This is a genomic window from Lysinibacillus sp. K60 (assembly GCF_019731275.1).
Taxonomy (GTDB): domain Bacteria; phylum Bacillota; class Bacilli; order Bacillales_A; family Planococcaceae; genus Lysinibacillus; species Lysinibacillus capsici.
In genome coordinates, this window is record NZ_JAASJR010000006.1 from 262,226 (window position 1) to 274,715 (window position 12,490).

General features: G+C 37.5%; 9 protein-coding genes and 2 pseudogenes. All 11 read right to left on the reverse strand.

Annotated elements, in window-relative coordinates; genetic code table 11:
• Positions 1-8 precede the first annotated feature (8 nt).
• Complete coding sequence (locus HCH28_RS15365) at positions 9-1,274, reverse strand: MFS transporter (protein WP_112116856.1); 1,266 nt, start codon at positions 1,272-1,274, stop codon at positions 9-11.
• A 36-nt stretch (positions 1,275-1,310) separates the two neighbouring features.
• Complete coding sequence (locus HCH28_RS15370; RefSeq protein ID WP_221681773.1) at positions 1,311-2,144, reverse strand: SDR family oxidoreductase; 834 nt, start codon at positions 2,142-2,144, stop codon at positions 1,311-1,313.
• Positions 2,137-3,159 (reverse strand): zinc-binding alcohol dehydrogenase family protein, encoded by a 1,023-nt coding sequence (locus HCH28_RS15375; protein WP_048393955.1) that lies wholly within the window; start codon positions 3,157-3,159, stop codon positions 2,137-2,139. Before HCH28_RS15375 ends, HCH28_RS15370 begins: the two co-directional genes overlap by 8 nt.
• Before the next feature lie 9 nt (positions 3,160-3,168).
• Positions 3,169-4,233, reverse strand: a complete 1,065-nt coding sequence (uxuA, locus tag HCH28_RS15380; RefSeq protein ID WP_221681776.1) for a mannonate dehydratase — start codon at positions 4,231-4,233, stop codon at positions 3,169-3,171.
• A gap of 13 nt (positions 4,234-4,246) precedes the next feature.
• Entirely contained in the window at positions 4,247-4,867 is a 621-nt protein-coding gene (locus HCH28_RS15385) for a bifunctional 2-keto-4-hydroxyglutarate aldolase/2-keto-3-deoxy-6-phosphogluconate aldolase (RefSeq protein WP_048393953.1), read from the reverse strand.
• Between the two features lie 12 nt (positions 4,868-4,879).
• Positions 4,880-5,833: a sugar kinase gene (locus HCH28_RS15390; protein WP_112116859.1), complete on the reverse strand. Its 954-nt coding sequence runs from the start codon at positions 5,831-5,833 to the stop codon at positions 4,880-4,882.
• A 183-nt stretch (positions 5,834-6,016) separates the two neighbouring features.
• Positions 6,017-7,375 (reverse strand): TraB/GumN family protein, encoded by a 1,359-nt coding sequence (locus HCH28_RS15395; protein ID WP_255601542.1) that lies wholly within the window; start codon positions 7,373-7,375, stop codon positions 6,017-6,019.
• A gap of 212 nt (positions 7,376-7,587) precedes the next feature.
• Positions 7,588-8,280: a stalk domain-containing protein gene (locus HCH28_RS15400; protein WP_221681786.1), complete on the reverse strand. Its 693-nt coding sequence runs from the start codon at positions 8,278-8,280 to the stop codon at positions 7,588-7,590.
• 152 nt (positions 8,281-8,432) lie between these two features.
• A pseudogene (locus tag HCH28_RS15405) lies at positions 8,433-10,103 on the reverse strand (helix-turn-helix domain-containing protein).
• Positions 10,104-10,238: 135 nt separating this feature from the next.
• A pseudogene (locus HCH28_RS15410) lies at positions 10,239-11,230 on the reverse strand (ABC transporter substrate-binding protein).
• A gap of 308 nt (positions 11,231-11,538) precedes the next feature.
• Complete coding sequence (locus HCH28_RS15415; protein WP_221681788.1) at positions 11,539-12,027, reverse strand: VOC family protein; 489 nt, start codon at positions 12,025-12,027, stop codon at positions 11,539-11,541.
• Between the last annotated feature and the right edge of the window lie 463 nt (positions 12,028-12,490).

Genomic DNA, 12,490 nt, shown 5'->3' on the forward strand with positions numbered 1-12,490 from the left:
TTCTATTTCTAAGCTATTTCTTTATGAACTATTGGTGTAACAAATTTAATAACTGCTAATGAAGCGATAACCGCTAAGCCGCCTGCAAGTAGGAAAGCTGCGGAGAATGTTCCTGTTCTGTCTACTAGGAAACCTGTTAAAGTTGGCCCAATAATACCAGCTGTGTTTGCAAGGAAGTGCATAAAGCCACCAACAGATCCAACATACTTAGATTCCACCACATCATTAATGATTGCCCAGTAAATAGCCCCTGTTAAATATAAGAAGAAAACAGAGGTAGCAACAAGCGCAACAGCACTAACTGTTGTTGTTACAATACCTGCACAGCCAATCGATACAGCTGCTAAGAATAAACATGTCACTAGAACGACTTTACGAGAGAATAAAACTCCCTTACGCATAAAGCGTTTGTAAATGAAATCTGAGACAATTCCACTCAATGCTAAACCTAGGAATCCTAAAATCCACGGAATAACCGTTACAATACTCATATCTTTTACAGCCATTCCACGAGCTTCTACTAGATAGCTTGGGAACCAAGTTAAGAAAAAGAATAGGATATAGTTATAGGCAAAGAACGAAAAAGCAGTAAATAATACTGTTGGTTGTTTTAAATAATAAGATAGACCACGACTATGATTGATATCTTCTGCTGCAATCTCTAAGTTTGCCATTGATTCTACACTGTCTTCTTTGTTTGGCTTTTCTTTCACCACTTTAAACCATACGATTGCCCAAATAAATCCAAGGATCATGATCGCAATAAATGAATATTTCCATCCATATGCTAATGCAATATAACCAACGATTGGACCTGCGATTGCACCACCAAGTGGCGTACCACTATTGGCTAGCCCTACTACAGAGGCACGTTTATCCGCAGGAAACCAGTTATTCACCATTTTATTTATGGTCGATGACAATGGCCCTTCCGCCATACCAAATACAATACGAACAATAATCAACGATGCGAACCCAACGACTAAAACCATTGCTCCACTAAATAAAGACCATACAATCATCGCTACAAATAGCGTTAACTTGGCACCAAATTTATCGGAAGCCATTCCACCTAAGAAGTTAAAAATGGCATACCCAACAGAGAAGCTACTAAAGATAATCCCTAATTGGGTTGACGTTAGATGAATATCTTCTTGAATAAATGGTGCTGCAATTGATAGTGCTGAACGATCTAAATAGTTAATGACACCCGCTAAAAATAGCATGACAATTACAACCGTTTTGCCGTCTCCAAAAATACCTTGTTGTTTCATATCATTCACCCCTAAATTTGAAATAAATCCCCTTTGCTAAACGCCTGAATAAGCCATAAATCCACCATCAACAGGAATTGTTACGCCAGTGACAAATGCTGAGTATGTATCATCAGCTAAAAATAATAAAGTTCCTAATAAATCTTGTGGTTTTCCAAAACGCTTTTGTGGTGTAGCTGTAATGATTTTTTCTGAACGTGCAGTTAATGAACCATCTTCTGTTAGCAATAAATTACGGTTTTGTTCGGTAATAAAAAATCCAGGTGCAATGGCATTAACACGTAAACCTACTTCTGCAAAATGCACCGCCATCCATTGCGTAAAGTTATTAATCGCTGCCTTTGCCGCGCTATATGCAGGCACTTTTGTCATAGGGGCATAGGAGCTCATGGATGAAATATTAATAATCGTCCCCTTCGTTCTCAGCAATGCTTCACCAAAAACTTGGGCAGCCAAAAATGTTCCTGTAAAATTATTCGAGAATACGCTTTCAAAACCACTTGGTGTTAATTCAAAGAAATTTGGTGTAGTCGATTGTTCTTTATATACTTCATCAGCCGTAATGGCATCTGGATGATTGCCGCCCGCTCCATTAATCAGTACATCAATTTGACCATATTGCTGTAAAATTGCTTGTCTCGCTGCTATTAACGACTCTTTGTTTAAAACATCCACAGAAAAATTAATTGCTTCTCCGTCATTTTCTGTAATCGATCGGACGACTGCTTCTCCTTTTTGCGCTGTACGATTTAAAATAGCAACTCGCATACCTTGCCTAGCCAATTCCATTGCCATCTCTGAGCAAAGAACACCACTACCACCCGTTACAACAGCCACTTTATTTTGCAATGCTTCATGCACCTTACTCACCTACTTTTAAAATAACTTTACGTACTTCATTTTGGTTTTTTTCTATATATTCAAATGCTTCTTTTGCTTCATGTAATGAGAAAGTATGTGTAATTAAACCTTGATGCTGTAGCTTTCCAGCATCAACAAGCTTCACTACATTTTCAAATTGGAATGTTTGTAAACGTGAGCCTTTTATCGATAATTCCTTTTTCGTAATTGGTAGTGGGGCAAGCTCAATGGCTTCCTCTCCAAAGCTAAGGACTACTACTCTCCCAGCAACTGAAACAGCATCAATAGATTGCTTAAATGTTAGTGGAATACAAACTGCATCAATAGATACATTGACACCTACTCCATCTGTCCATTGGTTAACAGCCTCTAATAAATCTTGCTCGTTTACATTAACAACTACATCTGCACCAAGTTCTTTTGCAAATGAGAGCTTTGCTGGATCCAGATCAGAAATCATCACGCGTGCATCTATTAATTTAGCCATCTTTAAAATACAAATGCCAATCGGTCCGGCCCCTTGAATCAATAGTGTTTCACCAGCCTGTAATTCACCACGATATACTGCCTGCGCGCCAATTGTATAAGGTTCAATTAAGACTGCCTCTTCTAAAGAGGTGTGGTCTGCTACTTTATGCAATTGCTTTTCAGCTACAACAAAACGCTCACGCATGCCTCCATCTTCATGAACACCAAAAACAGAAAGTTGTTCGCAGACATTTGGTTGTCCTTTACGGCAAGCATAGCACTCACCACAATAACGAATTGGTTCGACAACAACCTTGTCACCAGCTTTTAAACCTTGTACGTCTTGACCAACCTCTAACACTCGGCCAGCAACTTCATGCCCAGGTACACGAGGCAATGTCGCTAATGGATTCGAACCATGATAAATATGCATGTCTGAGCCACAAATACCAACATATTCTGTTTGAACAAGGACATCTGTTGACTTTGTTATTACTGGTTCTGCTACGTCAATTAAAGCCATTTCAAAAGGTTTGATTACTTGTAGTGCTTTCATACATGTCACCTATTTCTTCAGATTTTCATAAGCATCCCAAAGTCCATTTAAATACATAATGCCAAGTGCTCGATCATATAAGCCGTAGCCTGGACGACATTGTTCTCCCCAAATATGACGACCATGATCTGGACGTACATAACCTTCATAGTTTTGGTCATTTAATGCACGGACAATATTTTTAATATCCATTGAGCCATCCGATGTAAAATGTGATGTTTCAAAGAAACTACCATTTTCCATAATCTTGACATTGCGGATATGAGCAAACGGAGCACGATATGCATATTTTTCAGCGATGGCTACCATATCATTTTGTGGGTCTGCTCCCATTGAACCTGAGCAGAACGTAAAGCCATTTGCCATGGAATCAGAGATTTTAATTAATTTTTCATAGCTTTCTGCTCCTGTAATAATGCGAGGTAAGCCAAAGATTGAATACGGTGGATCATCTGGATGAATCGCCATTTGAATACCTACCTCTTCCGCAACTGGTAAAATAGCTTGTAAGAAGTAAGTTAAGTTATCCCAAAGTTTAACTTCATCTACTTCTTTGTACTGCTCAAATAATTCTGAAAGTCGAGCTAATCGTTCTGGTTCCCATCCTGGAAGGGTTAAATCCGAAGATGCGCTTACTTCATTCACCAGTTCTTGTGGATCTAAGTTCATGACCTTTTCCTTATCAAAATAGAGAGCCGTTGAGCCATCTTCTAATGGATGGAATAAATCTGTACGTGTCCAATCAAATACGGGCATGAAGTTATAGCAAATAACTTTGACACCCACTTCACCAAGGTTGCGAATAGATTGTTTATAGTTTTCTATATATTGATCACGTGTTGACAATCCTAATTTAATATCTTCATGGACATTGACACTTTCCACGACATCTGTATGGAATCCGAACGATTGAATATAGTCAACTTCATCTTGAATAGCCTCTTTAGTCCATACCTCTCCTGCTGGTAGGTGATGGAGTGCCCAAACAATACCTTTTACATTTGGTATTTGCTTCACATCTTCTAATTTCACTGTATCATTGCCACGACCATACCATCTAAATGTCATATTCATACGTCATTACCTCCTAGTTTGATAGATTTTCGATATATGCTTTGGCACGTTCCACTACACCTGCATAGCCATCTTTTACAAATGCTTTATTTAAATCACTTCCAATCCCAACTGCAACTGCGCCTGCTTCTAACCATTCATTCATATTAGCCAAACCAACACCACCTGTAGGCATAATTGTGATATGTGGTAGAGGCCCTTTAACGGCTTTAATAAAGTTTGGTTCAAATTGATTTCCCGGGAATAGTTTAATAATGTCACTTCCACCTTCAAGTGCTGTCACCATTTCTGTAATGGTCATACAGCCTGGTAAATATGGAATGCTATAGCGATTGCAAAGCCTTGCAATTGCAGCGTTATAGCTTGGACTAACAACAAATTTGGCACCGTTTAAAATCGCATGGCGTGCAGTTTCAACATCCAAAACTGTGCCAGCTCCAATTATTGCATCGCTATTGCGTAATGCTTTAAAAGTTTCTTCAACAAAAGGCGTTGTATACGTTATTTCGATTGCTCGAATGCCACCTGAGATAGCACCTTTTGAAATTTCCGTCGCTTCTTCAGGTGAATCCCCACGAATAACAGCTACAATTTTTGCATCTGACAACGCTTTCAAAATTTCGATTTTTTGCATTCCTGACAACTCCTAACGCTCAATTAGTTTTTCATCACCAATAAATTGCCTTAATTCTTGCAGGGATGGAAGCCCTTCATTATCTCCTTTAATTGTTGCTACCAATGCACCTGCACCATTAGCTAAACGGAGGCGTTCTACGATATCATCACCATTTAAATAGCTATAGACATAGGCAGCATCAAATGCATCCCCTGCTCCAACTGTATCAATGGCACGAACGGAAAATGCTTCTCGATCGTACTGTTCAGTGGCTGTATAAACCGTGGCGCCTTGTTCACCTTTTTTCACAATAATTTCATCTATTTTATAACTCTCTTGAACGTCTTTCACTGTACGCCCTTCAAATAAAAGCTCAAATTCATCCTGTCCTGTTAACAGAAGATTGATAGATGGATACACTTTTTCGTATACCGCTCGGGCATCTTCTATAGTCCATAGTTTTAAACGTAAATTTGGATCAAAAGATATTGGAATATTTTTCGCCTGTGCTAAAGCAATTAATTTCAATGCAACTTCAATGTTATGTTCACATACTGCTAAATACACGCCGCTAATATGTAATAGGTCCACATCATCCAGTACTGACTCATCTATACGATCTTTTGTCAGCTCCAGTAAAGGTGATGGGTTGCGGTAGTAAAACGATTTACCTGCACCGTCTTCCCGAATCTCCTTAAAGTAGATAGACGTTGGAATATGTGGTGTTCGTAAGACATGTGATACATCAATCCCTTCACCACGCGCAAAGTTATAAATTAATTTGCCAAATTCATCGTCTCCAATACAACTAATCCATTTTGCTTCCATATCTAAACGCGTAACACCTATCGCAAAATTTAATTCTGCACCACCCACAGCTCGCTCAAAGGAAGGAACGAAACGTAGAGGACCTGTCTTAGATGGATTAAAAACGACCATTGCATCCCCAATCGTTGCAATTCGTTTATTTCTCAATATGTTCATCCCCTTCACAAGTAAAACGTTTTAGTAAAACGTTTTACTAATACTAACACGATTTTTTTTACGTTGCAACAATAATCCGATTATTTAGATTGTTAGGGTCAAATGACCATTATTGTCTTACATGCATAAAAAAACCTCGTAAAAGACAGAAAATAATCTATCCTTTTACGAGGGCAATCTATTTTATTGATAAAATGGCTTTACCTTGTAGCCGTTTTTCTCTAAATGATAGCGAATATTTTTATCGATTAGGAAGTGACCTGAACCAACAACAACAAAGTACTTACCTTCTTTTTCTTCCAGTACATTCATGATTTTCTTGGCCATTTGTTCATCACGTAGACCAAATAGCATTTCATTAAATTCAGACGATGTACCTTCCATTGCTTGGAAGCTTTTTGCAAACTCTTCAACATTTCCTTGCTTCCAGCTTGTAAACCACTCTTGAAGTACTTCAGATTGATTTTCTTCCGATGGATGAATGATACTATCCAGTACAGCGACTAATGACTGCTCCTGTGCCTCTGGTGATAATCCTTCAAACATATCAACCTGTGCTCTTGTACCTTCTAATTCAATCACTGGCTTTTGCTGCAACTGTGCATTTAATAAAAAGTATATATCGATACCGTGCATTGCCATCTCTTGTGGTGTCATACCAAAGGAATCGTCCATAGCTAGCATCGATAATGTGCTAGAAAGCATCCACGGCTTTTGAACTGTTAGCTGGTCCATTGGAAGACCATAAAGCTTTGCCACTTGTTCAAGCTTCGCATATGTTTCTGGTGCTACAGCATCTTTCAATGTTGAGCCGTCTGTATACATTGCTTTTTCTGAATAGTATTCAAGTGCTTCCGTATCCAAGATATTCGCCTCTACTAGCAGTGCATCCGATTCATCGAACGCCGTTACTAATTTCTTATCGAATGGATATAAGTCTGGTGTTCCTAAATGAATAGAACCTAATAAGTAGATAAGCGTATCCTCGTCCTCTACTACCCAGGCTACTCCTTTAGATCCTTGCTCTGCAAGTGCATATGTACTCTGAATGAAACGAACAGCTAGTAAAACAGCCTGTTGAGTCGTTGCCTTTTTCTCTAGCTGCAGTCCATTTGGAGAGCCTTGTAATATATTTTGCTCTTTCATAAATTGAACAGCATCTGTACCAACAGGTAAATCATACCGTGCTACAATATTATACAAGCGATTGACAATATCACCACGTGTATTATCGTTTTTCACACTTACTGGTTTGTATTGTTTATTTTCAGCTAAGCCTAGAGAGGCAATCTTCTTTTCTGTTAAAGCTAGTAGTTCATTTACTTTGTCCACTGGAATTTCCTGAAGAAAACCATCGAAGTACCAATCAGTTGAGTAGATCCCGTATTTTTCGCCCTCATTTAATGTTTCTATTGCCCATTCGCTTATCGACGGTACTAGGGGTGTTGTTTGCTCTTCAGCATGAATCACAGGGACAACTGTCGTCAGCATTAATGAGGCACCAAGCAACGCTGCACTCGTTCGTTTCATCATCTTTTTCATCAAATTCTTTTCTCTCCCTTTTCCTATTTTATGTATCAGTATCGTATGAAATTATACCATATACTATCCAACTATTTTATAAGTAAAAGTGCAAATATTTACAAATATGTATTGACATTTCTCTATTTTGAAATAGTTATGAAGAGGTTAAATTTAATGAGACGATGACAAATTAGTATGTCATCGTCTTTTTTGTTTAATAGGCAGAAGGTTTATTGAATAAATTTAGGATCTAATATACCTAAACCACTGCCTTCCAGTTCAAACTTCACCTTTGAAACTCCATCTAAATTAACATGAACCTTTACCTTATCTTTGATTGCTCCACTATCAAAAACTAATTTACCATCTGCGTAAATTTTCAAGAAACCTGCTCCAAAGGAATTAGCTGCTAATTTTTTAATTGGTGCCAAATAGGTTTCGAATCCCTTGTAATTTCCATTGGCTAAGTATTCCACTGCATGGTCTTGAACTGCGCCTCCTCCATGATAACCACCAAGCTGATAGGATCGCTCAAATTTTTCACCTGTACTAATAATGACAGAGCTTGGATTGTGGAAGAAGTGGTCTTCATCACTTCCAATAGGTTTTACATCTTTTAAAGCGATGAATTTTGGAACATCACCAATATAAACGGATTTTGTTTTCCCATCCCATGTTACTTCTTCACCTAAAGATTCAGCAATAAATCGCATTGGGACATATATTGTGCCTTGATAATTAAATCCAGCTTGACCTTCTGGCGGTACTTTCTCAACCTTATCTACATAGTAATTAATTGGATCCTGAGACACGCTAATCTTTTTAAGGTCACTTGCTGCTTCCGTTGTTGAAAAGTAGGTAAAAGTCAAACCTCCTACTATAAAAAACCCTAAGTAACTAGTTATTATAAATAGCTTTTTCATAAAATCACTCCTTAAAATAAACATAGATATATGTAATTATACCAGAAATTTCATACAGGCTTTAAAGATTTATATCAGGATTATTTTTTGAGCAATTATACGATTAATGGCAAAAACTCGATCCAGCTAATGTATCGAGTTTTAATTTTTGATTATCGAATAATTTTCTTCTTAAAAATAGACGGTAGTACCTCTAACAACCGTTCACGTGTAATGGGATCACAATGATTCCATGTAAAATCTATGAAATGAGTCTTACCTGGAGCTAGCTCGATTAACGTGGCGATTTGTGGACAGTGAGTAATCGTTAGTAATTCTTGGGGGGAAGACAAGATAAAATTACGCTCTCCAGCATAGTGATTTATTTGATGCTGCTGAATTTCTATCCATGCTTGCCCTTATTCGATTAGCAGCATTACCTTAGGAGTAGGACGAAAGCCAAGAGATTCATACAAGCTGGCAGCCAATCCAGTCTGACACATAACATAATATTTAGTATCTAACTTGAGATAAACAGTCGCCGTCTCCCCAGCAACATAAACATCTGCTAATTGCCTACGTAACAATCTTACTTTGTTCTCATATGTAGTAATCCACTTCTCTGCCGCTTTACTCCGTTCAAATAGTTTAGCAATATATCGTAACCGCTCAAATAGACTAAGCTTGCTACTCAGTATAATAGTAGGCGCAATCGCATCTAGTTTCTGCAAATCATGTTCAGGATGAAAATAGCTAAGCAATAATAACTCTGGCTGCAGCTGAGCTATTTTATCCGGATCGACCCAATGCCCAATACTATGAATGTTCCTTAATTTATTGTGATAAACCACGTTATCTTTCATGATTGAGATGGCCGCTCCTATAGGGGGTATGCCTAGAACAAGTAATTCCCCAAGTGTAAATTTGCCATCAGCCACAATACGTGTTGCATCTTTAGGAACATGAATCTTTCTACCAAATGAATCGATAACTGTTCTTTCTGGAGTATAAAGGTGAATGTTTGCATATTCACGTGGGGTGTTTCCAGTTAATTTATGAAAGCATCGACTAAAATAATATTCATCCTTAAACCCAATTTGTCGAGCTATTTTTCTCAATGGCTCAGTGGAATTACTAAGAAGTTTTTTTGCCTGGTTTATACGTACATAAGTCAAATAATCAGTCGGCTTTTTACCGGTCAATACTTTAAACTTTTGACTATATTGCCATCTTACCATTCCAGCCATGTTAGCTAATTGTTCAACTGTCAAGTCCTCATCATAATGCTGTTCTATGTACTGTACAGTTTGTTGAACCAATTTTGTCTTTTCTTCGTTCTGTAACAGGTTAGCTTGTTCATCTAACTGAACCATCATAGCTAGAATTTGCTGAAGTCTACCTTGCAACATGGCCATTTCTAATGTGGATAGAGAGGTACAAAATCGATTATTTATCCATGCTTCATTTCCTAATACCTGCTTGACTTGAGAAAATAACAGATGATAGGGATAACCATAAAGCAAGGGTGGATGAGCAATTCGGTTCAAGGTCATTCCTTCTACCTCAAAGGTTTCAAAGGTAAAGCGAGCAAGCTGTGCCTCTTTGTTTCTTGACTCTACCGTGTAGCTTTGTACAGGTAAAATGAGCGTGCAGCTTCCTTGTCGTAGATCGATTGCCATTTTGTCTACATATAGTCGTATGTCAGGACTGAGTGCTATCAATAATGTACATAAATTTGTTTCATGATTATTTATTCCCTCATTATGGCTATTAGCTGACATTAGTCGGTCAACTTGAAATCGATCATAGTGTTGTAGTCTAATATATAAGGATGACAGATTCATAAGCAACTCTCCAAACATTGAAAATGATTCTCATTATCGTTATTGTAACATATAATGACCCACTATTAACGATTGTTCGAGTATGAGCTATTTAGAATACTAGCGGTTTAAAAATTGATTGGGCGGATACATTTTTTACTGTTTGCGCATCCACGCTGGTAGCTTTTGGAACAATTGCTCCAAAGCTAATAAATTATCTGTATTCCATTCATTAGGAACAACATAAACTTTTCCCTCTTTGACCGCAGGCAAAGTTCCCCATATAGGGCTTTGTAGCAACCGATCAGCTTGTGCTTCACTTTCACTATCCTCTTGTACAATGACAAACAAATGATCACCAGCAAACTCAGAAAGCACCTCTTCGGAAACCTCTAGGAAAGATACCCCTTCTACATCAATAATATTCTTCTGTACTGCTGGTGGAACAGCAAAGCCATTTTTTCCATAAATAATAGCACCTAGGCTACGATCACCCATGACATAAAGCGTCTTACCTAGCTGATAGAAAACTGTTGCAGTCTCCCCTTCTGTTAATGGAAACTTGTCAAACATTTCGTTAGACTTTGTTTCAAACTTAGCAAGCAATTGAGCTACTTCTTCGTGCTTACCTAGGATATTCCCCATCTCTTTTACTCGTTCTGTATAAGGAAGAGCAGGGTTAAGGGAATCGTAGTAGCAATTTTTGATAATTCTTCATGAAGATTTGGATCCGCCTTGTAATAGCCATTAATAATTAGATCAGGTTTTAAAGTCAAAATCGTCTCTAAGTCAGCAGGATTTCCAATATCAACGATTCCTTCAAGTTTGCCTTCATAGTAACTAGGAGAATCTTTGGGAAGATTATTACCAACAACCGGAATATCCATCGCCAAGAAATCACCAACTGTCTGACCAATATAAACGACTCGTTTTGGATCTGCAGGTATTTCAACCTGTTCACCTGTAATCGTTGTATATTGAACAGCTGTCTCACTTTCCTCTGCTTGCACATCAGATTGAGTATTTTTCTCGTTTTCCTTTTCCTGCGCCTCAGATGTGTTGCTATTAGAACTACATGCCGCTAATATCAATAGCAACAGGAGGAAACTCCCCCATAGTATAATTCGCTTTCCTATATATTGCTTCATATTTGTTGCCCCTTTCAGATTTACCTTTAATTGAAAATGATTATCATTTACAGAGTTATTATAGATTTTATGAAAGGGCGAAACAATGAAAAAAACGCAATAATTTATTTGGATAAATGTCAATAATCAGGATTATGAAAGCCTTTTGGTTTTTTTTAGTGAAGAATTATTCATTTTAGGGTTTATCTATTTCGACTATATGATCAATTTAGAATCTCAAGAGAGAAAATAGTATTAGCTCCCTATAGAAAAAAAGAAACCATTTCAGTGGTTTCTTTTCATATCAACAAACTTGTTGATTAGCTATACTATTTGATTTCTTCAGCGAGCTCTAAAATAATTCCTTCTGGCCCACGAACGTAGCATAATTTATAGGCGTTTTCGTACCTATAAATGTCACTAATACGTTCTGCGCCCGTCTTTACCAATTTGTTAACGAGGGCTTCAATATCTTCAACATTGAAGGCAATATGCTGGATACCCATAGTATTTGCTAGAGGATGCTGGATGCCTATTTCACTTGATGGCGCGTTAAATTTTACAAGTTCAATATTCGCCTCACCGTCTGGTGTTCGCAACATTACTATTTCTAGATTTGCGTCACTAGCTGACGTTCGCAATTTTGCAGCGTCCTCTTTAATATCTTGAAGCCCTATTACCTGCTCCATCCTCTTCACCCATTCACCCTCCACTTTTCCTTCCCCTATCACCTCAAGGCCAAAGTCAAGAAAAAATGCTTTAGCTGAAGGAAGATCATTGACGATTATCCCCACATGATCAATCTTACGGATTTTCATATTTCAAACCACCTTTCTCCTATTTGAGTAATTTATTTTTAATTCCAGAATAACTTCCCAAGTGCTTAATCGAAAGGTTAAATACCTTTAGTGCCGTAATTAATAGCTATCGTTCATTAAGTAGTATAGGCGAACTCATGGTAATTTGACTGGCATGATTGTTTTAATTAAAAATATCATAAAAACTTATCAAAATAACAGAGGAAGGCCTAGTTTCAATCCACTTAATTTCTTGATTATACTATAATTCAAAAGCCTTAAAAATATAAAAACCCCCATTAGATAATCAGATACTTTGTTTATCTAACAGGAAAGTTTTAGCCGATTAATTATGTGTAGTTACAGCCTTAACTTTTAATTAAATAAACTAATAATTGTTAAATAATGTTAATAAATTTCGTTTTTCACCCGATGATAAAAGTGTGTTACAGATAATATAAAAGAGCAGATATATGAAGATGCT

What these genes read in the sequence shown, in the direction of transcription:
- HCH28_RS15395 (WP_255601542.1), bottom strand. Translation starts at nt 7,375, where the DNA reads ATGAAAAAGATGATGAAACGAACGAGTGCAGCGTTGCTTGGTGCCTCA.
- HCH28_RS15385 (WP_048393953.1), bottom strand. Translation starts at nt 4,867, where the DNA reads ATGCAAAAAATCGAAATTTTGAAAGCGTTGTCAGATGCAAAAATTGTA.
- HCH28_RS15400 (WP_221681786.1), bottom strand. Translation starts at nt 8,280, where the DNA reads ATGAAAAAGCTATTTATAATAACTAGTTACTTAGGGTTTTTTATAGTA.
- HCH28_RS15415 (WP_221681788.1), bottom strand. Translation starts at nt 12,027, where the DNA reads ATGAAAATCCGTAAGATTGATCATGTGGGGATAATCGTCAATGATCTT.
- HCH28_RS15375 (WP_048393955.1), bottom strand. Translation starts at nt 3,159, where the DNA reads ATGAAAGCACTACAAGTAATCAAACCTTTTGAAATGGCTTTAATTGAC.
- HCH28_RS15365 (WP_112116856.1), bottom strand. Translation starts at nt 1,274, where the DNA reads ATGAAACAACAAGGTATTTTTGGAGACGGCAAAACGGTTGTAATTGTC.
- uxuA (WP_221681776.1), bottom strand. Translation starts at nt 4,233, where the DNA reads ATGAATATGACATTTAGATGGTATGGTCGTGGCAATGATACAGTGAAA.
- HCH28_RS15390 (WP_112116859.1), bottom strand. Translation starts at nt 5,833, where the DNA reads ATGAACATATTGAGAAATAAACGAATTGCAACGATTGGGGATGCAATG.